This window comes from Mesorhizobium sp. BR115XR7A (assembly GCF_020165315.1).
In the GTDB taxonomy this organism is placed as follows: Bacteria; Pseudomonadota; Alphaproteobacteria; order Rhizobiales; family Rhizobiaceae; genus Mesorhizobium; species Mesorhizobium australicum.
Map to the genome: position 1 here is coordinate 48,807 of NZ_JAIUHW010000010.1, position 26,897 is coordinate 75,703.

24 protein-coding genes are annotated in these 26,897 nt (G+C 64.2%); 13 read left to right on the top strand and 11 right to left on the bottom strand.

The window, feature by feature from the left end; translation table 11 throughout:
• Window positions 1-65 precede the first annotated feature (65 nt).
• The 5 genes from LB557_RS21220 (at window position 66) to LB557_RS21240 (ending at window position 6,819) form a co-directional block, all read left to right on the top strand.
• Window positions 66-1,325 carry a sarcosine oxidase subunit beta gene (locus LB557_RS21220; protein ID WP_224595009.1) on the top strand — a complete coding sequence of 420 codons (1,260 nt, stop codon included), beginning with the start codon at window positions 66-68 and terminating at the stop codon, window positions 1,323-1,325.
• A gap of 24 nt (window positions 1,326-1,349) precedes the next feature.
• Entirely contained in the window at window positions 1,350-1,646 is a 297-nt protein-coding gene (locus LB557_RS21225; RefSeq protein WP_140615891.1) for a sarcosine oxidase subunit delta, read from the top strand.
• The gene (locus tag LB557_RS21230; protein WP_224643460.1) at window positions 1,643-4,636 is read left to right on the top strand and encodes a sarcosine oxidase subunit alpha; all 2,994 of its coding nucleotides are present in this window, start codon (window positions 1,643-1,645) and stop codon (window positions 4,634-4,636) included. The genes LB557_RS21225 and LB557_RS21230 overlap by 4 nt, the downstream gene beginning before the upstream one ends.
• Window positions 4,629-5,216 carry a sarcosine oxidase subunit gamma family protein gene (gene soxG, locus LB557_RS21235; RefSeq protein ID WP_015317396.1) on the top strand — a complete coding sequence of 196 codons (588 nt, stop codon included), beginning with the start codon at window positions 4,629-4,631 and terminating at the stop codon, window positions 5,214-5,216. The genes LB557_RS21230 and soxG overlap by 8 nt, the downstream gene beginning before the upstream one ends.
• A 160-nt stretch (window positions 5,217-5,376) precedes the next feature.
• Window positions 5,377-6,819: an MFS transporter gene (locus LB557_RS21240; RefSeq protein ID WP_140615885.1), complete on the top strand. Its 1,443-nt coding sequence runs from the start codon at window positions 5,377-5,379 to the stop codon at window positions 6,817-6,819.
• A 22-nt stretch (window positions 6,820-6,841) separates the two neighbouring features.
• Here the strand turns inward: LB557_RS21240 and LB557_RS21245 are convergent, their stop codons facing one another.
• On the bottom strand, window positions 6,842-7,546 hold the full coding sequence (locus LB557_RS21245) for a nitroreductase (protein ID WP_224643459.1): 705 nt from the start codon (window positions 7,544-7,546) through the stop codon (window positions 6,842-6,844).
• Between the two features lie 225 nt (window positions 7,547-7,771).
• Between LB557_RS21245 and LB557_RS21250 the strand changes: the two genes are divergently transcribed.
• The 5 genes from LB557_RS21250 (at window position 7,772) to LB557_RS21270 (ending at window position 15,376) form a co-directional block, all read left to right on the top strand.
• Window positions 7,772-8,314 carry a helix-turn-helix domain-containing protein gene (locus tag LB557_RS21250; protein WP_023769828.1) on the top strand — a complete coding sequence of 181 codons (543 nt, stop codon included), beginning with the start codon at window positions 7,772-7,774 and terminating at the stop codon, window positions 8,312-8,314.
• Window positions 8,315-8,384: 70 nt separating this feature from the next.
• The gene (locus tag LB557_RS21255; RefSeq protein ID WP_015317392.1) at window positions 8,385-10,838 is read left to right on the top strand and encodes an FAD-dependent oxidoreductase; all 2,454 of its coding nucleotides are present in this window, start codon (window positions 8,385-8,387) and stop codon (window positions 10,836-10,838) included.
• Window positions 10,835-11,740: a homocysteine S-methyltransferase family protein gene (locus LB557_RS21260; protein ID WP_224643458.1), complete on the top strand. Its 906-nt coding sequence runs from the start codon at window positions 10,835-10,837 to the stop codon at window positions 11,738-11,740. The genes LB557_RS21255 and LB557_RS21260 overlap by 4 nt, the downstream gene beginning before the upstream one ends.
• On the top strand, window positions 11,733-12,914 hold the full coding sequence (locus LB557_RS21265) for a pyridoxal phosphate-dependent aminotransferase (RefSeq protein WP_224643457.1): 1,182 nt from the start codon (window positions 11,733-11,735) through the stop codon (window positions 12,912-12,914). Before LB557_RS21260 ends, LB557_RS21265 begins: the two co-directional genes overlap by 8 nt.
• Entirely contained in the window at window positions 12,911-15,376 is a 2,466-nt protein-coding gene (locus LB557_RS21270; protein ID WP_224643456.1) for an FAD-dependent oxidoreductase, read from the top strand. Before LB557_RS21265 ends, LB557_RS21270 begins: the two co-directional genes overlap by 4 nt.
• A gap of 114 nt (window positions 15,377-15,490) precedes the next feature.
• Here the strand turns inward: LB557_RS21270 and LB557_RS21275 are convergent, their stop codons facing one another.
• The 7 genes from LB557_RS21275 to LB557_RS21305 all read right to left on the bottom strand — a co-directional run bounded on the left by LB557_RS21275 (window position 15,491) and on the right by LB557_RS21305 (window position 22,248).
• Window positions 15,491-16,078, bottom strand: coding sequence for an NAD(P)H-dependent oxidoreductase (locus LB557_RS21275; protein ID WP_224523186.1), 588 nt, complete (start codon window positions 16,076-16,078; stop codon window positions 15,491-15,493).
• The gene (locus tag LB557_RS21280; RefSeq protein WP_224643455.1) at window positions 16,078-16,659 is read right to left on the bottom strand and encodes an NAD(P)H-dependent oxidoreductase; all 582 of its coding nucleotides are present in this window, start codon (window positions 16,657-16,659) and stop codon (window positions 16,078-16,080) included. Before LB557_RS21280 ends, LB557_RS21275 begins: the two co-directional genes overlap by 1 nt.
• A gap of 205 nt (window positions 16,660-16,864) precedes the next feature.
• Window positions 16,865-18,268, bottom strand: coding sequence for an FAD-binding oxidoreductase (locus LB557_RS21285; RefSeq protein WP_224643469.1), 1,404 nt, complete (start codon window positions 18,266-18,268; stop codon window positions 16,865-16,867).
• Window positions 18,268-19,569, bottom strand: a complete 1,302-nt coding sequence (locus LB557_RS21290; RefSeq protein WP_224643454.1) for a cytosine deaminase — start codon at window positions 19,567-19,569, stop codon at window positions 18,268-18,270. Before LB557_RS21290 ends, LB557_RS21285 begins: the two co-directional genes overlap by 1 nt.
• Window positions 19,570-19,572: 3 nt before the next feature.
• Window positions 19,573-20,421 carry an ABC transporter permease gene (locus tag LB557_RS21295; protein ID WP_015317384.1) on the bottom strand — a complete coding sequence of 283 codons (849 nt, stop codon included), beginning with the start codon at window positions 20,419-20,421 and terminating at the stop codon, window positions 19,573-19,575.
• Entirely contained in the window at window positions 20,408-21,232 is an 825-nt protein-coding gene (locus LB557_RS21300; RefSeq protein ID WP_224643453.1) for an ABC transporter ATP-binding protein, read from the bottom strand. The genes LB557_RS21295 and LB557_RS21300 overlap by 14 nt, the downstream gene beginning before the upstream one ends.
• Window positions 21,233-21,243: 11 nt before the next feature.
• Entirely contained in the window at window positions 21,244-22,248 is a 1,005-nt protein-coding gene (locus LB557_RS21305; protein WP_015317382.1) for an ABC transporter substrate-binding protein, read from the bottom strand.
• A gap of 267 nt (window positions 22,249-22,515) precedes the next feature.
• On the opposite strand from LB557_RS21305, the gene LB557_RS21310 reads away from it, so the two are divergent.
• Window positions 22,516-22,899 (top strand): RidA family protein, encoded by a 384-nt coding sequence (locus LB557_RS21310; protein WP_224643452.1) that lies wholly within the window; start codon window positions 22,516-22,518, stop codon window positions 22,897-22,899.
• 56 nt (window positions 22,900-22,955) lie between these two features.
• Complete coding sequence (locus tag LB557_RS21315) at window positions 22,956-23,759, top strand: creatininase family protein (protein ID WP_140615863.1); 804 nt, start codon at window positions 22,956-22,958, stop codon at window positions 23,757-23,759.
• On the opposite strand, the gene LB557_RS21320 is transcribed toward LB557_RS21315, so the two are convergent.
• Both LB557_RS21320 and cobD read right to left on the bottom strand, forming a co-directional pair.
• Window positions 23,760-24,269: a tyrosine phosphatase family protein gene (locus LB557_RS21320; RefSeq protein WP_224643451.1), complete on the bottom strand. Its 510-nt coding sequence runs from the start codon at window positions 24,267-24,269 to the stop codon at window positions 23,760-23,762.
• Window positions 24,266-25,312 (bottom strand): threonine-phosphate decarboxylase CobD, encoded by a 1,047-nt coding sequence (cobD, locus tag LB557_RS21325; RefSeq protein WP_224643450.1) that lies wholly within the window; start codon window positions 25,310-25,312, stop codon window positions 24,266-24,268. The genes LB557_RS21320 and cobD overlap by 4 nt, the downstream gene beginning before the upstream one ends.
• Here cobD and cbiB point away from each other — a divergent pair.
• Window positions 25,311-26,285, top strand: coding sequence for an adenosylcobinamide-phosphate synthase CbiB (gene cbiB, locus LB557_RS21330; protein ID WP_224523193.1), 975 nt, complete (start codon window positions 25,311-25,313; stop codon window positions 26,283-26,285). The genes cobD and cbiB overlap by 2 nt on opposite strands.
• On the opposite strand, the gene cobO is transcribed toward cbiB, so the two are convergent.
• Complete coding sequence (gene cobO / locus LB557_RS21335; RefSeq protein ID WP_140615856.1) at window positions 26,282-26,896, bottom strand: cob(I)yrinic acid a,c-diamide adenosyltransferase; 615 nt, start codon at window positions 26,894-26,896, stop codon at window positions 26,282-26,284. The genes cbiB and cobO overlap by 4 nt on opposite strands.
• Window position 26,897 lies beyond the last annotated feature (1 nt).

Here is a 26,897-nt window from a genome sequence, read left to right on the forward strand (position 1 = left end):
TATTGGCTTTGTATCAGCCCCCTGCTCTATAGTCTGTCGCATCGCCCGCAACGGACATCATACACATGGCAGAGTACTCGGCCCTTTCGCTGCTCGCGAACGCGCTCAAGGGAAACAAGGACTGGAAGCCGGCCTGGCGCAAGCCGGATCCGAAGGCATCCTACGACGTCATCATCATCGGCGGCGGCGGGCATGGGCTGGCGACCGCCTACTATCTAGCCAAGGAACACGGCATCACCAATGTCGCGGTGCTGGAGAAAGGCTGGCTGGGCTCCGGCAATGTCGGCCGCAACACCACGGCCGTTCGCTCAAATTACCTGCTGCCCGCCAACACCCGCTTCTACGAACATTCGATGAAGCTGTGGGAAAACCTGTCGCACGAGCTCAATTACAACGTCATGTTCTCGCAGCGCGGCTGCCTGAACCTGGCGCATACGCCGGCTCAGTTCGACGACTACGCAAGACGCGGCAATGCGATGCGCCATCTCGGCGTCGATGCGGAATTGATGACACCAGCCGAGATCAAGCGCCTGATCCCGGCGCTCGACATCTCCGACGGTGCACGCTTTCCCGTGGTCGGCGGCCTGATGCAGCGGCGGGCCGGCACCGCCCGGCACGACGCCGTCGCCTGGGGCTATGCGCGCGGCGCCGACCGGCGCGGCGTCGACATCGTCGAGAATTGCGAGGTCACCGGCTTCCTGCGCGACGGCGACCGGGTTACCGGCGTTGCCACCTCGCGCGGCGATATCAGGGCCAAGAAGGTCGCGGTCGCGGTGGCTGGCAGCACCGGACGGGTCATGCAACTGGCCGGCGTCGAGACGATGCCGATCGAAAGCCATGTGCTGCAGGCCTTCGTCACCGAATCGCTGAAACCCTTCATCGACACGGTCGTGACCTTCGGCATGGGCCATTTCTACATGTCGCAGTCCGACAAGGGCGGCCTTGTCTATGGCGGCGACATCGACGGTTACAACAGCTACGCCCAGCGCGGAAATCTGCCCATCGTCGACGAGGTGATGAGCGAGATGCTGGCCCTTTTCCCGGGCCTTGCGCGTGTGCGCATGCTGCGCTCCTGGGGCGGCGTCTGCGACATGTCGATGGACGGCTCGCCGATCATCACCATGGGCCCCCTGCCCGGCATGTATCTCAATTGCGGCTGGTGCTATGGCGGCTTCAAGGCAACGCCCGCTTCCGGCTGGTGCTTTGCCTGGACCATCGCCAAGGATCAGCCTCACGATTTCAATGCCCCGTTCACGCTGGACCGCTTTCATCGCGGGCTGGTGATCGACGACAAGGGCCAGGGTGCAAACCCGAGGCTTCACTAGACAAGGCTTCATTAGGAACATTCCGTGCTGATCACTTGCCCCTATTGCGGCCCGCGCGATGTCATCGAGTTCACCTATCAGGGTGACGGCAACCGCGAACGTCCCGACCCCGCCTCGCAGAATTTCGAGGCCTGGAATGCCTATGTCTACGACCGGCTGAACCCGGCCGGCGACCACAACGAGATCTGGCAGCATTCCGGCGGCTGCCGGGCTCACCTGAGGGTCGTGCGCAACACGCTGACGCATGAGATTTCCAGTGTCGCCTTCGCGCGTGGCGATCACAGCTCGGCCGCGCACCGCAAGGCGGAGGACAAGCCGTGAGCCCGCGCCGCACCGATACGGGCGGCCGCATAGACCGGCTGAAGACGATCCGCTTCACCTTCGACGGCGTTGCCTATACCGGGCATGGCGGCGACACGCTGGCGTCCGCGCTGCTGGCCAATGGCGTCACCCTTTTCGGGCGTTCTTTCAAATACCATCGGCCGCGCGGCCTGCTGAGCGCCGGCGTCGAGGAGCCCAACGCTCTGGTCACGGTGCTGAAGGGCGAGGTGCGCGAACCCAACATCCCGGCGACCATGGTCGAGATCCATGACGGGCTGGTCGCCGTCAGCCAGAACCGTTTCCCCTCGCTTGCCTTCGACATCCATGCCGTCAACCAGCTCGGCGGCAAACTGCTGTCGGCTGGGTTTTACTACAAGACCTTCATGGGACCGGTTGTCGGCCCGCTGAAAGGCACGCGCTTCTGGATGTTCTGCGAGCATTTCATCCGCCGCGCCGCCGGCCTCGGCAGCGCCGGATCGGCAAAGGACCCGGCCCGCTACGAGCGCATGAACGCTTTTTGCGACGTGCTTGTGGTCGGCTCCGGACCGGCCGGCCTGATGGCCGCCAAGGCAGCCGCCGACCAGGGCGCCCGCGTCATCCTGGCCGATCTCGAGCCGCGTTTCGGCGGATCGGCCAACTGGTCCGGTGAAACCATCGATGGCGCACCCGCCGCTGATTGGGTGCGGCGCACCGTGGCCCAGCTTGAGGCGCGAGACAATGTCCGGCTTCTGCCGCGCACCACTGTCTGGGGCTACTACGACAACAATACGCTTGCCGCGCTCGAGCGGGTCAGCGACCACAAGGCGCAGCCCGCCAAGGGGGAGCCGCGCCATCGCTACTGGGCGATCCGCGCCGGATCCGTCGTGCTGGCCACCGGCGCCTTCGAAAGGCCGCTGGTGTTTCCCGGCAATGACCGGCCCGGCGTGATGCTGGCGCATGCGGCGGAGCGCTACGCCAACGAATTCGGCGTGCTGCCGGGGCAGCGGATCGTGCTGTTCACCAACAATGACAGCGCCTACCGCTCGGCGCTGGCGCTGAAGCAGGCCGGTGCGGCGGTCGTTGCCATCATCGACGTGCGCCCGCAACCATCCGCCGAGGTGAGCGCCCTGGCCGGCGAAGCCGAGGCGGAACTGCTTTCCGGCCATGCGGTGGTCGCCACGGAAGGCGGCAAAGCCTTGTCCGGCCTCAAGGTTCAGCGCTTCGACATGGTCGCGGGTACGCTGAGCGGTGATGCGCGCAGCATCCATGCCGATTGCCTGCTGATGTCCGGCGGCTGGTCGCCGACCATCCATCTGGCCAGCCAGGCCGGCGCCAAAGCGGAATGGAATGAAGCGCTGCAAGCTTTCCTACCGCCGAAGCGGACGCAGAAATGGGTTGGCGCCGGCGCCTTCAACGGCCATTTCATGACCCTTGAAGCAATATTGGACGGCCGCAACGCAGGTCTCAACGCAGTCGGGGCAACAGTTGCGCCGATGGGGTACCCGCAGATCGAATCCTTGCCTTGTGACCCCCGTCCTGCGCCCGTGTTCGAGATCAGGGCCAAGGGCAAGAGCTTTGTCGACTTCCAGCACGACGTCACGGCGGAAGATGTCCGCCTGGCGCATCGCGAAGGCTTCGTCTCTGTCGAGCACCTGAAGCGCTACACCACACTCGGCATGGCCACAGACCAGGGCAAGAGCTCCAACGTCCCCGGCCTCGCCATCATGGCGGAAGCGCTCGGCAAACCGATCCCGGAAGTCGGCACCACCCGTTTCCGGCCACCTTTCGCACCGGTGTCGATCGGCTCGCTGGCAGCGGAGCGCTTCGGCGATCTCAAGCCCGAGCGGCTGACCCCGATGCATGACTGGCATGTCGACAATGGCGCGACCATGTACTCCGCCGGCCTCTGGTACCGGCCGATGATCTACGGGCTTTCGGGCGAAACCGTCGAACAGGCCTATGTGCGCGAAGCCAAGGCGACGCGCGAAAGCGCGGGCATCGTCGATGTCTCGACGCTGGGCAAGATAGCCGTGCAGGGTCCCGACGCCGCGGCGTTCCTCGACCGTGTCTACACCAACATGTTCTCGACGCTCGCCGTCGGCAAGGCGCGCTACGGGCTGATGCTGCGCGAGGACGGCTTTGCCTTCGATGACGGCACCACATGGCGCCTGGGCGAACAGGATTTCCTGATGACCACCACCACGGCCAATGCCGGCAAGGTGATGCAGCATCTGGAATATTTCCTCGACGTGATCTGGCCGGAACTCAAGGTCCACGTCACCTCGGTGACCGACGAATGGGCGGGAGCCGCGATCGGCGGGCCGAAAGCGCGGCAGATTTTGGCCGCCTGCGTCACCGGCACTGCCGTGGACAATGCCACCTTGCCCTTCATGGGCATCGTCCACGGCGAGATCGCAGGCGTTCCGGTGATGATTTGCCGGCTTTCCTTCTCCGGCGAAATGGCCTTCGAGGTCTATTCCGGCGCCGGCCACGGCACCCATGTCTGGGAAGCACTGGTCGAGGCCGGTAAGCCGTTCGGGCTGGTTACCTACGGCCTCGAGGCGCTGGGCACGATGCGCATCGAGAAAGGCCATGTCACCGGCGCCGAGATTGATGGCCGCACCACGGCGCGCGACCTGCATCTCGACTGGATGCTGTCGAAGAAGAAGCCGTTCATCGGCTCCGCGATGATGGATCGGGAAGGTCTCGTCGCGTCCGAGCGGCTGGAACTGGTCGGCCTGATCGCGCTCGACAACCGGCCGCTCAATGGCGGCGCACACATTGTCGAGGACGTCGACGAAGCCAATCCGCACGGCTCGATCGGGCACATCACCGCCTGCTGCTATTCGCCGGCGCTCGGCAAGCATATCGCGCTGGCGCTGGTCAAGGGCGGCAAGGCCAGGCACGGCACGCGTGCGCATGTCTCCGATCCCTTGCGCAACCGCTTCGGGCCCGTGGAGATCGTCTCCAACCACTTTTACGATCCGGAAGGGACCCGCATGCATGGCTGAGCGTCAATCGCCCCTCGAGCCGGAGTTCCATGTCGGCTCGCACGGCAATTTCGAACATGGCGTCGAGATCCTGCTCACCGAAACCAGGCCGGGCTCGATCGTGCAACTCGCGGCATGGCCAGGCGAGGAGAAGAAACTGATGGAGGCCATCCGCACCGTCACCGGGCTTGCTCTGCCCGATGGCGCAGGCGGCGGCTCGAGCGACGGCGTGAAAGCGGTATTCGGCTTCGCGCCGGGAAAATTCACGGTGACCGATGAAGCCGAAGGACTGGCCCTGGCATTGACCAAGGCGGTGACGCCGGCCATCGGCACGGTGACGGACCTGTCGCATGGCCGCACCGCGATCCGCATTGCCGGGCCGAAAGCCGAATGGGTGCTGTCGAAATTCTTCGCCATCGACTTCGGCCTGCTTGCCTTTCCGGTCGGCGCCGGCCGCTCGACAACGCATCACGATGTCTTCGCCCAGATCCAGCGCACCGGCACCGACCAGTTCGACATCTATGTCTTTCGCTCCTTCGCGCGCTCGTTCTGGAAGGCGCTCTGCCACGCCAGCGAGGAAGTCGGTTACGAGGTGCAGTAGGCATGCGGCCTTAGAGCCGCGGCCTCTGGCCTCAATGCCGGCTGGTTCTGCCGCTAGAGAATCCTGCCGAAGGCGCCCAAGGTGGAAAACGTGGTCGTCCAACCGGCCCGAGGGGTGAAAATCCCGGTTTAGAGTCGGCATATTTGGTTCGAACATCCCCATGACCGCTGAACTATCCACCGGCGCCACCGATCGCGCCGATGTGCCGGCCAGAGCCCTGCTCCTGCTGCCGCTGACGGTCGCCTGCGGCGTGTTCATGACCAGCCTCGACCAGAATGTCGTGGTGACGGCGCTGCCGGGCATCAGCGAAAGCCTTGGCCGTCCGCCAAGCCAGCTTGGCCTGCTGATTACGGTCTACGTCGCCAGCCTGATCATCTCGATGCCGCTCGGCGGCTGGGCGGCCGACCGTTTCGGCCTGCGCAACGTCTATTGCTTTGCCTTGCTGGTATTTGCCGCTTCTTCGGCCATGTGCGGGCTCTCGAACGACCTCTGGATGCTGGTTAGTGCCCGCGCGCTGCAGGGCTTCGGCGGCGCGCTGATGGGAACGCTCGGCCAGGTCGTCATCCTGTCGACCTTCCCGCGCAGCCGGACCTTGAAGATCAACATGTACATCTCGCTGGCCGGCCAGTCCGGACCGCTGGTCGGTCCGCTCGTCGGCGGCGCGCTGACCACCTACATCTCCTGGCGCTGGATCTTCTTCATCAACGTGCCGTTCGCGCTCGCGGCCGCAATTCTTGCCGCCTCGCTGTTCCCGACAATGACCAAGCCGGTGCGCACGCGGTTCGATTTTCCAGGCTTTTTGCTGGTCGGCAGCGGCATGGTGCTGCTGGTCTTCGGCATGGACTCGCTGGCGGCGAAAGACGCCGCCGGCGGCATCATCGCGGCCGAGCTTGCGCTGGCGCTCATCATCCTGACGGCCGCCTCCCTCTACTGCCTGCGCGTGCGCAATCCGCTGCTCGATCTCAAGCTCCTGCGCATCCGCACCTTCCGCATCTCGTTTCTTACCGGCGGCGGCCTGGACACGATCGGCCTCAGCTCCGTCGTCTTCCTGCTGCCGCTGATGTTCCAGCTCGGCTTCGGCATGAGCGCGGTGCAGGCAGGATCGCTGACCTTCGTGGCGGCGGTCGGTTCGGTGGGTATGCGCATCTTCATGCCACGCCTCCTCAACCGTTTCGGTTTTCGCCGCGTGCTGGTCTTGAACACGCCCGTGGTTGCCGCCATGGTCGCGGGCTTCGCCTTGGTGCAGGCAACGACCCCGGTGTGGATCACGCTCACCTACATCTTCGTCTTCGGCGTCTTCCGCTCGGTGCAATGGGCCTCAACCGGCAACCTTGCCTATTCCGACATCGCGCCCGAACAGCTCGCCCGTTTCAGCGCGCTCTACTATATTCTGTGGCAACTGGCGGTCGCCATCAGCGTCGGCCTGGCGGCTGCGATGCTGTCGTTTCTCGCCGGCGGCGGGCCGGCCGTCGCCAGCGACTTCCGGATCCTGTTCGTGATCGAAGGCGTCATCACGCTCTGCGCGCTATCAGCCTATCTCAAGCTGACGCCGCAGGACGGCGCCCATGTCAGTGGCCACGGCGCGCACATGAATACGGAATAGCGGGCTTGCGCCGGACGGGAGCCTATTCGCTGAACGTCACCCATTCCTCGAGCGGCTCACGCTCGGTGCGGAAGGCGTTCTCGGGCTTGGAAGTGTCTTCATAGCCGAGCGCCATGCCGCAGACGACGATCTCCTCGTCGGGAATGCCGAGCACCGGCCGGATCTGCCGGTGATAGGGCGCGAAGGCCGCTTGCGGACAGGTATGCAGACCCCTGCCCCGCGCCGCGACCATGATGTTTTGCAGGAACATGCCGTAATCGATCCACGAACCCTGGTTGAGCCGGCGGTCGATGGTGAAGATCATGCCGACCGGAGCGTCGAAAAAAACGAAGTTGCGGTCGTGCTGGGCGCGCATCTTGTCGACTTCCCTACGGCCTATGCCGAGCGCGCCGTACAGGCCGAACCCGTTGGCCCGGCGGCGGGTGAGATAAGGCTCGAAGAACTGGGTGGGATAATAGCGATATTCGTCCCAGTCGGCTTTTTCCGCGCGGATGCCGGAATTCATGATGGCATCCGTGATCCGCTGCTTGCTCCCGCCCTTGGTAACGTAGACGCGCCACGGCTGCATGTTGGTGCCGGAAGGAGCGCGCGCCGCAACAGTCAGTATGCCACGGATCGTCTCGTCGTCGATCATGTCGGGCAGAAATGCGCGCACCGAACGGCGCGACATGATCGCATCGTCGACGATTTCGGCGTCAACCGCGATTCGAGCCTTCTTTTCCAGCATGGGCCGTCCCTTAGCCGTGTTCTCGATCGGACGTCCCCACTCGCCGCTCGCGGCGGAGGCTTTGCATGAACCGTCAAAATCCTGCAAGCAAATCTTGAGCATTGGTGAAAATCTACTTGATTTTTTCATGGGCTTCATTTCTCATGAAATTCGCCTGAAAATTTTCATGAAGTGAGCGATTTGGCCTCCCCTACCGCACGAACATTGCAGGGACCTGGCGAACGAGTGCTGGCCGGCGACATCAGGGCGCTGCGCCGGGTGCGCGGGCTTACGCTGGCCGAGATCGCGCTGAAACTCGGCCGTTCGGTCGGTTGGGTAAGCCAAGTCGAGCGCGGCCTGTCGACGCCGTCGCTCAGCGACCTCAGGGCCTTCGCCGAGTTGTTCGGCGTGCCGATCAGCCTCTTCTTCAGCCATGACGTGCCCGTGGAAAGCGAGCGCGGCGTCGTGGTACGCGCCGGCAAGCGCCGCACGCTTGGCACCAGCGAATCCGGCCTCGTGGAGGAGCTTCTGTCACCAGACCTCGGTGGTACCTTCGAAATGGTGCGGTCTGTCTTCGCGCCGGGCGCGGAGTTGAAGAACGAGGCCCGCCGGCCGACCGAGGAGGCCGGATACATCGCGTCCGGGCAGTTCGACATCGAGATTGCGGGCGTCTGGCACCGGCTTGGCGAAGGCGACTCCTTCCGCTTCGAAGGCAAGCCTTACCGCTGGCGCAATCCAGGCAGCGAACCGGCGGTTGTCATCTGGGTGGTTTCGCCACCGGTCTATTGATGCATGTCGCCGACGACATGCATCCATAAAGCAAAAGAAGCGCGGCGCGCTTGAAGATTGGGAGAAGAACATGGCGGGTTTGCCGAGCACGGCGCGCGTGGTGATCATCGGAGGTGGCGTTGTCGGCACCTCGTCGCTCTATCACCTGGCCAAGGCCGGCTGGACCGACTGCGTGCTCCTGGAAAAGAACGAGCTGACCTCCGGCTCGACCTGGCATGCGGCCGGCAATGTGCCGACCTTCTCCTCCTCCTGGTCGCTGATGAACATGCAGCGTTATTCGACCGAGCTCTATCGCGGCCTGGCCGACGCCGTCGACTATCCCATGAATTACCATGTCACCGGCTCGCTCAGGCTCGCCCACACAAAGGAGCGCATCCAGGAATTCCAGCGCGCCAAGGGCATGGGCCGTTACCAAGGCATGGACATAGACGTGATCGGGCTCGACGAGATCAAGCGCCGCTACCCCTTCCTCGAAACGCATGAGTTGAAGGGCGCGCTGTACGATCCGAGCGACGGCGACATCGACCCGGCACAGCTGACGCAGGCGCTGGCCAAGGGCGCGCGCGACATGGGTGCGAAAATCATCCGGTTCTGCCCCGTGACAGGCGTGCGCCGCGAAAAGGACGAGTGGGTGGTCGAGACACCGCAAGGCGAGATCCGCTGCGAGATCGTCGTCAATGCAGCCGGCTACCGTGCCGCCGAAGTCGGCAGGATGTTCGGCCGCGAAGTGCCGATGATGGTGATGAGCCACCAGTACATTTTGTTCGAGGAAATCCCCGAACTCGCCGCCTGGTCGAAGGAACAGGGCAAGAAGCTGCCGCTGCTGCGCGACGTCGATACTTCCTATTATCTGCGCCAGGAAAAGGCGGGCATGAATCTCGGCCCCTATGAGCGCAATTGCCGCGCGCACTGGGCCACCCACAACGATCCCATGCCGGACGACTTTTCCTTCCAGCTCTTCCCCGACGACCTCGACCGGCTGGAACATTATCTGGCCGATGCCGTCGCCCGTGTGCCGATCCTCGGCACCGCCGGCCTCTCCAAGGTCATCAACGGCCCGATCCCTTATGCGCCGGATGGCAATCCGCTGATCGGGCCGATGCCCGGCGTTCCCAACGCCTTCGAGGCTTGCGTCTTCACTTTCGGCATCGCCCAGGGCGGCGGTGCCGGCAAGGTGCTGGCCGAATGGGTTACGCAAGGCCAGACCGAATGGGACATGTGGTCGTGCGATCCGCGCCGCTTCACCTCCTTTGCTTCCGCGCCGGACTATTGCGTGGCCAAGGGCATGGAGATCTATGGCAACGAATACGCCATCCAGTTCCCGCGCCATGCCTGGCCGGAAGGACGTGACAGGAAACTGTCGCCGATCCACGATCGCATCAAGGCGCTGGGTGCCCGTTTCGACGCCTACAATGGCTGGGAACGCGCCACCTGGTACGCGCGGGACGGCGACGACGTCTCCGAGGAAGCCACGCTGACCTTCCGCCGCGACGGGCCTTGGCAGCAGCGCGTGCGCGAAGAGTGCCTGGCTGTCCGCGACGCTGCCGGCATCCTCGACCTGCCCGGCTTCTCGCGCTTCAATCTCGAAGGCCCTGGTGCCGCCGAATGGCTGAGCCGGCAGGTGACCGGCCTGGTGCCGAAGCCCGGCCGCATCGGCCTCGTCTATTTCTCCGATGACAAGGGCCGCATCGTCACCGAAATGTCGGTGGTGCGCCATGGCGAGGAGTCCATGACGCTGATCACCGCGGCGGTGGCACAGTGGCATGACTTCGAATGGCTGAAATCGCACATGCCCGGGGATGCGGCGTTCAAGCTGATCGACCGGACGGAAGAATTCTCCACGCAGATCCTGGCCGGTCCCAACTCGCGAAAAATCCTTGCCGACGTCTGTGACGCCGACCTGACCTTGCCTTGGCTGACGCATCAGGAAACCAGGATTGCCGGGCGCTGGGCCAGGCTGGTCCGCGTCTCCTTCGCCGGCGAGCTCGGCTGGGAGATCCACACCAGGGTCGACGACACTGCCGCGATCTTCGATACGATCTGCGCTGCCGGGCAGAATCATGGGCTGAAGCCGTTTGGCATGTACGCACTGGATTCGCTGCGGCTCGAAAAAGGCTACCGCACCTGGAAGGGCGATCTGTCGACCGACTATTCGATCCTGCAGGGCGGTCTGGAGCGCTTCGTCAAATGGGAAAAGCCCGATTTCCGCGGCAAGGCGGCCCTCCAGAACGAAAAACAGCAAGGCGTGAAGAAACGCTTCGTCACGCTGGTGGTCGAAGATCCCGGCGATTGCGACGCGCCTTACATGTCGACCCTTTGGCATGACGGCCAGATCGTCGGCGAGACGACGTCGGGGGGCTGGGGCCATCGCGTCGACAAGTCGATCGCGCTCGGCATGCTGCGCGCCGACCTGACCGAACCCGGCACATCGGTTGAGGTCGAGATCTTCGGCGACCGCTTCAAGGCGATCGTGCAACAGGACGAGCCCTTGTGGGATCCCAGGAACGAAAGACTGCGCGCATGAAGAACGTTATCCTCACCGATGGCGGCATGGGCCAGGAGCTGGTGCGGCGCAGCCAGTCCGAGCCGACGCCGCTGTGGTCGGCCAGGGTGCTGATCGACGAACCGGACCTTGTGCGCGGCCTGCATGCCGAATTCATTCGCGCCGGCGCCCGTGTCATCACCATCAACACCTATTCGGCGACGCCCGAACGCCTGGCGCGCGAAGGCGCGGAAGACCTGTTCAAGCCATTGCAGAAGCGTGGCATCGAGCTCGCCAGGCAAGCGCGCGACGAGGCCGGCGATGCGGCGATCGCCGGCTGCCTGTCGCCGCTCTTCGGCAGCTACGCGCCGGCGCTGACGATCTCCTACCAGGAGACGCTCGACATCTACCGCCGCATCGTCGCCGAGCAGGTGGACGGTGTCGACCTGTTCCTTTGCGAGACCATGGCGTCGTCGGAGGAAGCGCGCGCGGCGGTCACCGCCGCATCGGAAAGCGGCAAGCCTGTCTGGGTGTCATGGACGCTGGCCGATCACGGCACGCCGCGCCTGCGCAGCGGCGAGACGATTGCGTCGGCGGCCGATGCGCTCGGAAATCTGCCGGTGGCGGCGCGGCTGCTCAACTGCTGCCGCCCCGAGGCGATTGCGGCGGCCTTGCCTGAACTGATCGAGCTTGGCGGCCTGGTCGGTGCCTATGCCAATGGCTTCACTTCCACCGAAGCGCTCAAGCATGGCGGCACGGTGGATGTACTGCATGCCCGCCACGACCTCGGTCCGGATGCCTACGCCGACCAGGCTGTCGGCTGGGTGGAAGCGGGTGCGGACATCGTCGGCGGTTGCTGCGAGGTCGGTCCTGCCCATATCGCCGCCTTGCGCGACCGGCTGCAACAGGACGGCTACGCGATCACGGGAGTCTCACATGCCTAAACCATCATCGCGCATCACCGGCATTGTTCCATCGGGCAAGGACGGCTGGGAAGTTCATTTCGCCGCCTGGGCCCGCAAGGAAGCCGGCGAGGACATTATCATGCTGTCGGTCGGCGACCACGATTTCGACACGCCGTCGGAGACGATCGAAGCCTGCGTTGCGGCGGTTCGCGGCAGCAACCATCACTACACGCCGCTGCCCGGCCTGCCGCGCCTGCGCAAGGCGATGGCGGCGGCCTCCAGCGCCTGCACCGGTGTCGAGACGACGCCGGAAGAGGTCATCGCCACGCCGGGCGGCCAGGCCGCACTTTACGCGGCCGTGCAGGCCGTTCTCGACCCGGGCGACCACGCCATCGTGGTTGCCCCCTACTATGCCACCTATCCCAACACCTTCAGTGCCGCCGGTGCCAGTTTCACCGTCGTCGAGACACCGGCCGAGGATGGGTTCCAACCGCGCGCGGACATGATCCGTGCTGCACTCAAGCACAACACGCGCGCCATACTGATCAACACGCCGAACAACCCGACCGGTGCCGTCTATTCGCGCGAGCGGCTGGAACAGCTGGCCGAAATCTGCCGCGAGCACGATCTCTGGCTGCTGTCCGATGAGGTCTACTGGACGCTGGGCGGCGGCGAGCATGTCTCGCCGCGCTCGCTGCCCGGCATGGCCGAGCGCACGCTGGTGATCAATTCGATGTCCAAGAGCCACGGCATGACCGGCTGGCGCATGGGCTGGCTGACCGGTCCGGAAAAAATGATCACACTGCTGATCAATCTCAACCTGGTGACGACCTACGGCCTGCCGGCCTTCATCTCCATCGCTTGCGCCGAGGCGCTGGAGCAGCACTATGGCGTCAAGGACATCGCCGAACGCTACGCGGCGCGCCGCACCGTCCTGCTCGATGCGGTGCGCGGCATGAACGATGTCACCGTGCGCGGTTCCGAAGGCGGCATGTATGTCATGCTCGACATATCTGATGTCGAACCCGACGACGAGAAATTCGCCTTCGCCTTCCTCGACAAGGAGAAGGTCGGCGTCATGCCGGGCTCGAGTTTCGGCGAAGCCGCGGCCGGCCATATCAGAATCAGCCTGTGCCAGCCCGAACCCGTGCTCAGGGAAGCAGCCGCCCGGCTGCGCCGTTTCGTTTCCAGCTACCGTCGTGAGGCCGCATGACCGCCAGGAGCCTTCCCACGAAAGCCATCCCCACCAAGGCAAGGGCCGTCATCATCGGCGGCGGCGTCTCCGGCTGCTCGGTCGCCTACCACCTGGCCAAGCTTGGCTGGACCGACATTGTGCTTCTGGAGCGCAAGCAACTGACCTCGGGCACGACATGGCACGCCGCCGGGCTGATCGGACAGTTGCGCGGCTCGCAGAACATGACCCGGCTGGCGAAATATTCGGCCGATCTCTACGTCAAGCTGGAAGCAGAGACCGAGGTCGGCACCGGCATGCGCCAGGTCGGCTCGATCACCGTGGCGCTGACCGAAGAGCGCAAGCACGAGATCTACCGGCAGGCGTCGCTCGCCCGCGCCTTCGACGTCGACGTGCGCGAGATTTCTCCCAATGAGGTCAAGGAGATGTACCCGCATCTCAATGTCTCGGACGTGGTCGGCGCCGTGCATCTGCCGCTCGACGGCCAGTGCGACCCGGCCAACATCGCCATGGCGCTGGCCAAGGGTGCGCGCCAACGCGGCGCCACAATCGCGGAGAATGTGAAGGTCACCAAGGTCCATACGAAAAATGGCCGCGTCTCCGGCGTGTCCTGGGCGCAAGGCGAAGGCCAGGGCACGATCGAGACCGACATCGTCATCAACTGCGCCGGCATGTGGGCGCGCGACCTCGGCGCCCAGAACGGCGTGAACATCCCGCTGCACGCCTGCGAGCACTTTTATCTGGTCACCGAGCCGATCCCCGGCCTTGGCCGCCTGCCGGTGCTGCGCGTGCCGGACGAGTGCGCCTACTACAAGGAAGACGCCGGCAAGATGATGCTCGGCGCCTTCGAGCCGGTGGCCAAGCCATGGGGCATGGACGGCATCCGCGAGGATTTCTGCTTCGACCAGTTGCCGGAGGACATGGACCATTTCGAACCGATCCTCGAAATGGGCGTTAGCCGCATGCCGATGCTGGCGACCGCCGGCATCCACACTTTCTTCAACGGGCCTGAAAGTTTCACCCCTGACGACCGCTATTATCTCGGCGAGGCGCCGGAGTTGCGCGGCTACTGGATGGCGACCGGCTACAATTCGATCGGCATCGTCTCTTCGGGCGGCGCCGGCATGGCGCTGGCGCAGTGGATCAACGATGGCGAAGCCCCGTTCGACCTGTGGGAAGTCGACATCCGCCGCACTCAACCCTTCCAGAAGAACCGCCGCTATCTCAAGGAACGCGTCTCCGAAACGCTCGGCCTGCTTTATGCCGACCATTTCCCCTATCGCCAGATGGCAACCTCGCGTGGTGTGCGCCGCTCGCCCCTGCACGAGCATCTGAAGGCGCGCGGCGCCGTGTTCGGCGAAGTCGCCGGCTGGGAGCGTGCCAACTGGTTCGCCCGCGAAGGCCAGGAGCGCGAATATCGCTATTCCTGGAAGCGGCAGAACTGGTTTGATAACCAGCGCGAGGAGCATCTGGCGGTCCGCGACAAGGTCGGCCTGTTCGACATGACGTCATTCGGCAAGATCCGCGTCGAGGGCCGCGACGCCTGCACCTTTCTGCAAAGACTCTGCGCCAACGACATGGACGTGGCGCCGGGCAAGATCGTCTACACGCAAATGCTTAACCAGCGCGGCGGCATAGAGAGCGACCTCACCGTGTCGCGGCTTTCGGATACGGCCTATTTCCTCGTCGTGCCGGGCGCCACGCTGCAGCGCGACCTCGCCTGGCTGCGGCGGCATGTCGGCGACCAGTTCGTCATCATCACGGACGTAACCGCCGCTGAAAGCGTGCTCTGCGTGATGGGCCCGGATGCGCGAAAACTGATCCAGAAGGTCAGCCCCAGCGACTTCTCCAACGAGAACAATCCGTTTGGCACGTTCCAGGAGATCGAAATCGGCATGGGCCTCGCCCGGGCGCACCGCGTCACCTATGTCGGTGAGCTCGGCTGGGAGCTTTACGTCTCGACCGAACAGGCCGCCCATGTCTTCGAGGCCATCGATGAGGCCGGCGCCGATGTCGGGCTAAAGCTCTGTGGACTGCACACGCTGGATTCCTGCCGCATAGAAAAGGCTTTCCGCCATTTCGGACACGACATCACCGATGAGGACAATGTGCTGGAGGCGGGCCTCGGCTTCGCGGTGAAGACGGCCAAGGGCGATTTCATCGGCCGCGATGCCGTGCTGAAGAAGAAGGAGGCCGGATTGGACCGCCGCCTGGTCCAGTTCCGCCTCAAGGACCCGCAGCCTCTGCTCTTCCACAACGAAGCGATCCTGCGCGATGGCAAGATCATCGGTCCGATCACTTCGGGCAATTACGGCCATCATCTCGGCGGAGCGATCGGGCTGGGCTATGTGCCGTGCCAAGGGCAGAGCGAGGCGGATGTGCTCGCCTCGACTTATGAAATCGAGATCGCCGGCGAACGGTTTACGGCTGAGGCATCGCTGAAACCGATGTACGATCCGAAATCGGAACGGACGAGAATGTAGCGCCGCTTTTTCCTTCTCCCCGTTCACGGGGAGAAGGTGGCCCGAAGGGCCGGATGAGGGGCGGCGCGAACGTCTCAAACTGGGGCAGGCTAGCGCTGCCCAGGTGCTAATCTTTCAAAACCGCTCCAACTTCGCCCGCACCTTGACCAGAAACGCCGCTCGCGTCTTCGGCGTCGAGGCGTCCATCAAATAATGCGCCAGGAAGAACGTCTTGCAGCGCCTGGCGCACAGCGCCCGCATGCCGCGCAGCAAGGTCTTGCGCCCGGGCTGGCCGACGACGACGCTCCACCAGGTCGGTGCACCGCAAGTGGTGATGACGCCGACCTTGGTGACATGCGTCATCAGCGACTTGATCCCGCCCTTGCCCGCCGGCAGCTTGAAGGCGACATCGGTCGCCCACACCCGGTCTAGCCAGCCCTTCAGCATCGCCGGCAGCCCGTACCACCAGGTCGGGTAGACGAACAGGATCGCTTCGGCCCAGTTGAGCAGTTCGAAATGCGGTTTCAGCGCCGGGTCCTGCGGCGCCTGACTATTGTAGCTACGCCGCTCCTGGCAGCTCATCACCGGATCGAACTTTTCGGCGTAGAGGTCGAGCAGCCGCACGTCCCAGCCTCGACGCGTCAGCACATCCACGGCGATGTCGCGAATGGCGGCGCAGAAGCTCTCCGGCACCGGATGGCAATAGACGACAAGGGCACGCATCAGAATGCATCCATGCTGGCCGCGACCTTCGCCGTGAAGGACTTTCGGGTTTCATCGGTCGACAGGTTCATCGAATAATGCGCGAGGTAGGTCACCGGAGCACCCGGCTTTACCGTGGCGCGCAGCATGCGCTTGATCAGTTTTCGCGGCGGGTCGCCCATCAGAAAGGCGCGGAACCGGCTGCCGCCATAGGTGGTGACCGCCGCGACCTTTATTATGTTGTGCAGCGACGGCTCCACCTTGCCGTCGACCAGCTTGAACGACACGCCCGGCAGGAAGACGCGATCGAAAAACCCTTTCAGGATCGCCGGGAAACCGTAATTCCAGACCGGATAGGAAAGCACCAGCGCATCGGCCCGCAACAGGCGCTCGACGTATAGCGCCGCAGGATCCCCGGGACCGCGCTGATTGTGATAATCCAGCCTCTCCCTGCGCGTCAGCCGCGGATCGAATTCTTCGGCATAGAGATCGCAATCGTCGACCACGTGACCCGCCGCCGTCAGCCGCTCGACGATCGTCCCGTGCAGCCCGGCATTGAAGCTGGTCTCGACCGGATGAACGTAGAGGACGAGGATTTTCACGGGAGGATATTCCGCAGGTCGGCGCGAGGCACCCCCCTCTGGCCTGCCAGCCATCTCCCCCGCAAGGGGGGAGATTGGCAGCTTAAACGCTGCCGCCAACCTGCCACGCTGACAATTGGCGAAAGCAATGAGGCAGTCCGATCTCCCCCCTTGCGGGGGAGATGGCCGGCAGGCCAGAGGGGGGTGTTCAAGCGCGAACTTCTCCTCATCCCGTCCTCTGCAACCCCTTGAACAGGAACGTCCGGCCCGAACGGTAGTCATAGTCCGGGTTTTCCCAGGCGATCATCTTGCCGGGATTGAGCAGGCCTTGCGGGTCGGTCTCGCGCTTGAAGGCGAGTTGCACCGCGTCGGTCTGCTTCATGCCGCCCTCTTCCAGCGTGTAGCGGTGCGGGTTGAAGATCGGGCAGCCATTTTCCTCATGCAGGCGGATGATCTCGTTAAGCCGCGCCTCGGTGGTGAACTTGACCAGCGGCAGGCCGAAGCAGGTGATGTTGCCATCCAGCCGCACGAATTCGAGATGCGAGAACACTTCGCCGGGAAACATCGCATCCATTTTCTCTACCAGCGCCAGCTGGTTGGGAAAGGGATAGAGCGACTGCAGGTAGGTGACGGCGGGGTCGACGCGCAGCGCCCGGAGCGTCGTGTGGTTCCAGGCCAGCTCATAGGCCGGCGGCAGGCCCTTTTTCTCCTCCGGCGTCGCCGTGGTGGCGTTGTAGATCACCTCACCCCCGGCGCGGCGCGTAAAGGCCAGAAAAGCATCCAGCCCATGTTGCGCCACCATGACGACGCAGATGCTTTGACCTTCCCTGAAGAATTTCTGGTGCCGCTTGAAATAAAGCTGCGGCACGGGTGCCGCGATCGGCGTGATCAGCTTGGTCAGGATGCCGTCCTGGCAGGCCAGCGCATTGCCATAGCGCGCCGCATCCATGAATTGGTCGAAGCCGACGATGACGTCGATCCAGTCATAGGCCGCCGTCAGCGGCATCTCGACTTCCGAGATGATGCCATTGGTGCCATAGGCGTGGGTCACCTTGTGCAGGTCTTCGCCGGTGAGTTCGAGCACCCTCGGCTCGGCCTCCATCGTCACCACGCGCAGGCGCAGCACATTGCCGAAATCACGCAATCCGCCGAAATTGATCGAGCCGACACCGCCGGAGCCGCCGGCGATGAAACCGCCGATCGAGGCGGTGTTGTAGGTGGAGGGCGACAGCCGCAGCTCCTGCCCGGAATGCGCGCGCGTCGCCTTGTCGATGTCGGCCAGGACCGCGCCCGGTCCGGTCACCACGCGCCCCGGCGCGATCGACTTGATCTCGTTCATCTCGGCGAGATTGAGCACCACGCCGCCCGAAAGCGGCATTGCCTGGCCATAATTGCCGGTGCCGCTGCCGCGCGGCGTCACCGGCACGCCATGGCGATGACAGGCGGCAAGCACGCGGATCAGTTCGGCTTCGTTCCTGGGCGTCACGATGAGGTCGCCGGTGACATGGTCGAGCTGTTGTTTCAGGACCGGACTGTACCAGTAGAAGTCCCGGCTCTTCTGCTGGACGATGGCCGGATTGTCGTCGAGTTTTATCCCATCGAGATCGCGTTTGAGCGCCGAAACATCCATCATTCCACCATCAGCTCGTCGAGTTCGGCATAGTCGGGCAATTGCCGGTCTATCGCTCGCCCCGCACGCACGACGATGCGATCCGATTCGGGGCGCGACAGCAATTCCGTCCAGCTTCGACCTTTGAACAGCACGAAGTCGGCATCGCCTCCGGCGGTGAGCGTGCCGAAGCCATCGAGCCGCATCACATGGGCCGGCGTCGCGGTGACCGCCTGCGGCCAGTCGCCGACCGGATGATCGAAATGCAGGACGCGCGTCGCCATGCGGTAGACCTCCAGCATATCGAGATCGCCATAGGCATGGAAGGGATCGCGCGTGTTGTCCGAAGCGACGGCCACCGCAATGCCCCTCGCCTTCATCTCATGCAGCAGCGTCACGCCACGCCAGCGCGGTGTGGTTTGGTCAGTGCGACGGTCCTGCAAATAGAGATTGCACATCGGCAGCGACACGATTGCCAGCCCGGCCTTCGCCACCTTGTCCAGCGTGTCCAGCACCTCGATATCGGGCTGGCGCGCCAGCGAGCAGCAATGGCCGACGAGGATGTTGCCCTCGAAGCCGTTCCACAGCGCCGCCTCGGCGATCTTCTTCAGCGAGATCGCGGCGATGTCGTCGGTCTCGTCGGCATGGAAATCAAGGTCGAGCCCGTGCTTGATTGCCTGCGCGAAAACGTGGTCGAGCAGCTCTTCCAGGTCCGGCACCATATAGGTGACGACGCCCAGCACGCCCTTGGCGGCGGCCACGCGTTTGGCCAGCCTGTCGAACCATTTCTTGTCGCGCACGCCCTCGATGCCGAGCAGGCAGGCACCTTGCAATTCGACGCGGCCACGCCATGCCTCGCGCATCGTCTCGAACACGGGCCAGGAGATTTCCTCCTGCGGCGCGACGCTGTCGATATGAGTTCTGAGCGCCCTGGTGCCATGCGCGTAGGCCGAGCGCAGCGAGAAATCCATGCGGCGCGCCACATCCTCGGCGCTCCAGCGCGCCACGCGGTCGGCGCCTGTGGCGTTCAGAGCGCCCGTGAAGGTACCGTCGGGATTGGGCTTTCGTGGCCAGATATGGCCCTTGTCGATATGCGTGTGGCAGTCGACGAAACACGGCAGCACGATACGGCCGGCAAGGTCGATGGCGCCCGCCGGGACCTTCGATGCGGCCTGCACGGCGATGCTGGAAATCTTGCCGTCCGCGACGGTAATGTCGGCAAGGGCGAAACCGTCGCTGTCGAAGGTCGCAGCCAGACCAAGCGTGACAGATTGATGAACACGCGCGTTGGCAAGGCGGTAGGAGCCAGAGGCTGGTATCAAGGTCTACCGCTCCTGCTTCAGCGCGCTTTCGTGCCAGCGCCGCAAAATGAGATGCGAAATCAGCGACAGCACGAGAAAGATCAGGATGCCTGTCAGCGATATCAGGAACAGCGCCGCGAACAGCCTTGGCGCGTTGAGCCGGTAACCCGCTTCGATGATGCGCGAGGCAAGTCCGGACGACTGGCCGGTGGCGCCGGCGACGAACTCGGCCACCACGGCGCCGATCAGCGACAGGCCGCCGGCGATCTTCAGCCCGCCAAGGAAATACGGCATCGCCGCCGGCAGCCTGAGATAGCGCAGCTGCTGCCAGCGCGTCGCGCCGTTGAGCTTGAACAGGTCGCGCAGGTTGCGGTCGACCGAGTTGAGGCCGAGCGTGGTGTTGGACAGGATCGGGAAGAAGGCGACGATCCAGGCGCAGAGCAGGAGCTTGGTCGTCTGATTGTCGACATAGATGTTGATCAGCGGAAAGATCGCCACGATCGGTGTCACCTGCAGCACGATGGCGAAGGGGAAGAACGACATCTCCACCCATTTCGACTGCGCGAACAAGACCGCCAGGCCGACGCCGCCGACAACCGCCAGCAGCAGGCTGAGGAAGGTGATGCGCAAGGTGACCAGCAGTGCGGAAAACAGCAGGCCGGCATCGTTGTAGAGCGTTGTCAGCACGACGCCGGGGCGCGGCAGGATGTATTGCGGGATCTCGTTCCACACGCAGATGCGGTCCCACAGCCAGATCGCCAGGATCATGATCGCCAGCGGCAGAACCCAGCGGCCGATCCGCTCAAACCGCTCCTGGCGCACGCGGCGCGCTTCCTCGGGGTCGAGTTTCAACGTGCCGTCAATGGCCGTCATGATGCGAGCCCACTGTTGAATTGATGGCATTGACCAGCACATCCGAGGCTTGCCGGCAAAGGGCCGCATAGTCAGGCGAGGTGCGAAACGCATCATCGCGCGGATAGGAGGCCTCGATCGCGAGTTCGTCGAACACCCGCCCCGGCCGAGCCGCCATGACGACGACGCGGTTGGAGAGAAACACGCTTTCGAACACACTGTGGGTGACGAAGACGACGGTGAAGCGCTCGTCTTGCCACAGTTCCAGCAGGTCGTTGTTGAGCTTGAAGCGGGTGATCTCGTCGAGTGCCGCGAACGGCTCGTCCATCAACAGCACGCGTGGCTTGGTCACCATGGCGCGCGCGATCGAGACGCGCATCTTCATGCCGCCGGAGAGTTCGCGCGGCACGGCGTCCTCGAAGCCGGTGAGATGAACCCGTGCCAGCATCTCGTTAACCGCGGGCGCCGCCTTGGCGCGGGAGATGCCTTTCAGCCTGAGCGGCAGCCAGACATTGTCGAAGACGCTGGCCCAGGGCAGCAGCGTCGGCTCCTGGAAGACGAAGCCGATATTGGCGCGGTCGAGCGAACCGCCGCCGCGCCAGTCGAGCACGCCGGATGTCGGCGTGGACAGGCCGGCAATCAGCCGCAGCGCCGTCGACTTGCCGCAGCCCGACGGTCCGAGCAGGCTGAGGAAATCGCCTTCCCGGATCGTCAGGTCGACATCGCTGAGCGCCGTCACGCCGTTGGAAAAGACCTTGCCGACGCCACGCAGCGCCAGCAAGGTCGGAGCCATGTCCGAGGCGGGCGTTTGCGCCACCTGTTCCCGCATCATGCCGGGCCGGCCTATTTCTTCAGCTCGAGCCCGACCCCCTTGTTGATGAAGGCCAGCGTGTAGGCTTTCGTGATGTCGATGCCTTCAGGCGTGACCTTGGCCTTGACCATCTTGTCGTAGAAGCTCTTGATCCGTTCTTCCTTCATGGCGCCGATGCCGAGCTTCTCGGTGTCGCCGGAATCGGCCAGGCCGAACTTCTTCATCTGCTCGATCGAGAAAGCGATCTGCTCGTCGCTCATGTCAGGATTGTCTTTCTTGATCATGTCGTTGGCGGCCTTGTTGTCGCCGTAGAGGTACTTGTACCAGCCCTTGGCCGAGCCATCGACGAAGCACTGGACCACCTCAGGCTTCTTGTCGATCGTCTCCTGCATCACCTCGATCGTGGTCGAGTAGGTGTCCCAGCCGTAGTCGGCGAGCAGGAACTGGTTCGGCACGAAGCCGCCTTCCTTCTTGACCGCGAACGGCTCCGAGGTGACGTAGCCCTGCTGGATCGACTTCTTGTTGGCGAGGAAAGGGGCGGTGTTGTAGGTGTAGGGGACGCGCTTTGAAGCGTCGAAACCGAGCTCGATGACCATCCACTGGAAGAAGGTCTGCACGCCTTCGTCACCCAGAATGTACTGCTCGGCGTTCTTCAGGTCTTCCCATTTGTCGAGCCCCTCGCCGGGGTGGGACATGATGACCTGCGGGTCCTTCTGGAAGTCGGCTGCCACCACACGCATCGGAATGCCTTGCTGGACGGCGTCGAAGGCCGACAGCAGATTGCCGCCCATGTAAAAATCGATCTTGCCGGCGAGCAGCATCGGCCGGCCGCTGACCTGCGGGCCGCCCTGCATGATGGTGACGTCGAGACCGCAGGCGGCGTAGGTGCCATCGGCCACGGCCTGGTAGTAGCCGCCATGTTCCGGCTCGGCGAGCCAGTTGGTGCCGAAAGTGACTTTTTCATTCGCCGCCGCGCCCAGCGTGCTGGCCGCAAGCAGGGCCACCACCGCGGCCGAAATCTTCTGTTTCACGTACATTGACACCGCCCTTTATTTGCACCGGCGCGTTGCGCGCCGTGCTTGACACCAAAGATTCAAGAAGCAAGACACATGCCACCGGCGTCGCGCGCCGGGACCCGCCCGCCTGCACCACAGCCATCTGCGAAAGCCGGAAAGGTCGTGCTGCACCGAAGGGCATCGTGCCTATTTTTTGAACGCCTGTCCACAATCGCACCGGCGACATGCACCACCATCTTGATGGTGCAATGCGTCCGGCCTTAGGCTGGCCATATCCAGGAGATTGCCATGTTCAAGTTCCTCACCCCTGAGTCGATCAAGCCACCCTTTGCCCGCTACAGCCACGGCGTCGAGGTGCCGGCCGGCAAGCGGCTGGTGCTGTGCTCGGGCCAGGTCGCCATCACGGCGGACGACCAGATACCGGAAGATGCCGGCGCACAGGCCGAACTCTGCTTCAGGAACATCGCGGCGGTTCTGGGCGAAGCCGGGCTGGGACTTGGCGACATCGTTCGCATCAACGCCTATGTCACCGACCGCGCGCATCTGCGGCCCTACATGGAGGTTCGCGACCGGCTGTTTTCGAGCCCGGCGCCGGCCTCGACGCTGATGATCGTTTCCGGCTTTGCCCGGCCCGAATTCAAGGTCGAGGTCGAGGCCATCGCGGCCGGGTGATCGACAGACCTGCCGCACCGCGCTAGGTCTGACCTGATCATTTGAAGAGGCGTGACATGACTGCTGGCAAGAAACGCGTATGGTGGGGCGACTATCGGACCACCGAATACGCCTCGATCGATCCCGAAGCCACGATCGCGGTGCTGCCGCTGGCGGCGATCGAGCAGCATGGACCGCATCTGCCCGTCTCGACCGACACTTCGATCATGAACGGCATGCTCGACACGGTGATTTCACGCTTGCCCGACGATCTCGACATTCGCATCCTGCCGGTCCAGGCGGTGGGCAAGTCGAACGAGCATCTGCACGCGCCGGGCACTCTCACCCTGCCGGCAACGACGCTGGTCGACGCCTGGACCGAGCTCGGCCTGTCGATCGCGCGCGCCGGGGTGCGCAAGCTCATCGTCGTCAATTCGCATGGCGGCAATGAGGAGATCATGGGCATCGTCACGCGCGAATTGCGCGTGCGCGAAAAGATGCTGGCGGTGAAGACCAGTTGGCAGCGCTTTGGCCGCCCGGCCGGCATGTACACCGAACTCGAGGATCGTCACGGCATTCATGGCGGCGATGTCGAGACGTCGCTGATGCTGCATTTCCGGCCAGATCTCGTCGACATGGGCAAGGCCGACAATTTCGTTTCCAACGTCGCCAAGGCCGAGCAGGAATTCTCGCTGTTGCGCCACACAGGCACCCACGCCTTCGCCTGGATTGCCGGGGATCTCAACCCGAACGGCGTGGTCGGCGACGCCAGCATCGCGACAGCCGAGAAAGGCCGGCTGACCGCGGAATATCAGGCTGACGGGTTCATCAACCTGGTGCGGGATGTGCGCAAGGCCAAGCTCGCGGAGTGGCTGAAATAGCTAACCGTCGATCTGGAGGGCGAACGGCGTGCCTTCAAAGGCGTCGGCGCCGCGCCCGATCGACTCGATCGCCTCGTTCATGCGGCCGTTGCGCTCGAGCAGCGCGTCGGCCACCGCGATCAGCCGCGGATTGGGCGTCGCCGAAGGTGACAGCGCTCGCAGCGTCCGCGCCAGTTCCACCTCGTTGCGTTTCGGCGCCAAAGCCGCGGCGATGATATAGGCCGAGGCGGTCGAACGGCTGATGCCGGCATAGCAGTGCACCAGCATTGGTTTCGCCCGGTCCCAGCGGCGTGCGAAATCGAGCAGGTTACGGACATGCTCCTCGCCCGGCATGGTCATGCCGTCCTGCGCCACGGCGATGTCGTGCATGACCAGGTGCAGATGGTTTTCCCTTGGGATCGAGGCCGGTCGGACTACGTCCGTTCCGGCGGCGAGCAGCGACAGCATGCGGTCGGCGCCGGTCCTGGCCACCACTTCCTCGATTTTCGCCAGTGAGCAGACATGGATCATTGTTTGAAACCTTTCGACCGATCCTCGCGCCGCGACGCCCAATCGGCAAGGGCGGATTCGATCCTGCGCCACTCCTCCTCGCTCCCCGGCAGTCCGGCGCGCAAGGCATGCGGCCGTTCGGAGAAATGCCGCAGCAGGATACCGCTCTGGCCAAGCCCGGAAAACAGGCCGCCGGCATCGGGCAGGCTGAGATAGCGGAACAGCGTGGTGCCGCCCGCGACGGGAACGCCGAAACGGCTAAACAGCGCGTCGAGCCGCACCGTCGCTTCCGCCAGCGAGGCCCGCATCGCATCCTGCCAGTCGAGATCGGCGAGCGCGCGGATGCCGTATTCCAGGGCCGGTCCTGCGACAGCCCACGGCCCGAACTGCATGTCCAGCCGTTCAGCCGTCGGCGCGTCGGCAAGCGCGAACCCGAGCCGCAGGCCGGCCAAACCAAAGAACTTGCCGAACGAACGCAGCACGACGATGCCGCCCTGGCCGACATCGCCGGCGAGGCTGTGCTCGCGTGGACCGACATCCATGAACGCCTCGTCGACGACCAGCAGCCCGCCCTTGGCGCGAAGTCCAGCGGCCAGCACCAGCAACCGGTCGCGCTCGACGACGCGCCCATCGGGATTGTTCGGATTGACTATGATGGCGAGGTCGGCTTTCGCCAGCGCCGCGAAATCGCTGACCTCGACCACGTCGTGCCCGGCAATCGCCGCCGCCCGGGCGTGTTCGGCATAGGTCGGCCCCAGCACCATTGCCTTGCCGGGCCTCACCAGCGAGGCGACGCGCGGCAACAGGATCTGTGTGCCAGGGGCCGCCACCACGCTTGCTGGGGAAGGCGCGCCATAGGTGTTGGCCGCGATCTCTATCAGTTCGCGTCCACGCGCGGCCTCTGGCAATCGCCACAGCGAGGTGGCGGGCAGGTCGAAAAGCGGGTAGGAGTGCGGATTGATACCGGTCGAGAGGTCGACGAAAGGCAGCACGGCATTGGGGAAAAGCGCCCTTGCCCGGCCAAGACTTCCACCATGGTCCACCGCTCCTTCAAGAAGCTTCATGTCAGTCCTGATCGCTTTCCTGTCATTAATTGTCGAATTCGCCCTTGGTTATCCCGACTGGCTGTTTCGCGCCATCGGCCATCCGGTGACATGGTTCGGCAGGCTGATATCCTTTCTCGACTTGCGGCTCAACCGCGCCACTGATCCCGACGCGTTGCGTCGCCAACGTGGTGTCCAGGCGCTTCTGGTCATCGTGCTGGTGCCTGCGATAGCGGGCCTTTGCGTGCAGCTTGTTCTGCTCTGGTTCGTCCCCCTGGGGTGGATCGTTGCCGTCTTTCTGGCGACATCGCTTCTGTCGCAGAAAAGCCTTTACGAACATGTCGAAGCCGTCGCCGACGCGCTCGACAGCGGAGGCCTCGACATGGGCCGAGCCGCCGTTTCGCGGATCGTCGGCCGTGATCCCGAGACGCTCGACCGCGCCGGCGTCTGCCGCGCGGCGATCGAGAGCCTGGCGGAAAATTTTTCCGACGGCATCGTCGCCCCCGCCTTCTGGACCGGGGTCGGAGGGCTCGCCGGCGGCGCGGCCTACAAGGCGGCCAACACCGCCGATTCGATGGTCGGCCACCGGACTCCGCGCCATGAGGCCTTCGGCTGGGCGGCGGCGCGCTTCGACGACTGGATCAACCTGCCTGCATCGCGGCTGACGGCGCTGCTGATCGTGCTCGCTTCCCTCCTGGTCGAGGGCGCCGACCCCCGCGACGCCTGGCAGGCGGTGAGGCGCGACGCGAAAAAACACCGCTCGCCCAATGCCGGCTGGCCGGAAGCGGCCATGGCCGGCGCGCTCGGGCTGGCGCTCGCCGGACCACGCAGCTATGGCGGTGTCATGGTCGACGACATCTTCATGGGCGAAGGCGGCCGCCGCGATGTCGACAGCGGCGATATCAGGCGGGCGCTCAAGCTTTACCGGGTCGCGGACTACCTGCTGATCGGCTTGTTCGGCCTTGTCGCGCTGATCGCCGTTCTGGTTTTCTAGAACTCGATGCCTTGCTGCGCTTTCACGCCAGCCGAGAAATGGTGCTTTGTCACCCCCATCTCGGTGACCAGGTCCGCCGCCTCGACCAGTGCCGGCTTGGCGTTGCGGCCGGTGACGACGACATGCAGGCCTTCGCGGCGAGCCTTGAGCGCCGCAACCACCTTGTCGAGAGCGAGATAGTCGTAGCGCAAGGCAATGTTGAGCTCGTCGAGCACGACAAGGCTGATCGAGGGGTCGGCGATCAATTCCAGAGCCTTGGCCCAGGCGGCCTCGGCGGCAGCGATATCGCGCTTCAGGTCCTGCGTCTCCCAGGTGAAACCCTCGCCCATTGCGTGCCAGACGACACGGTCGCCAAAGACGGCAAAGGCCTCCTTCTCGCCGGTGTGCCATTTGCCCTTGATGAACTGGACGACGCCGACGCGCTTGCCGTAGCCGAGCATGCGCAGCGCAAGACCGAAGGCGGCCGTGGTCTTGCCCTTGCCGGGACCGGTGTTGACGATCAGCAACCCCTTCTCGATCGTCTTGCCCGCAACCTCGGCGTCCTGCACCGCCTTGCGCTTGGCCATCTTGGCGCGATGGCGTTCTTCATCCTTGTCGTCGATATCGGTCATT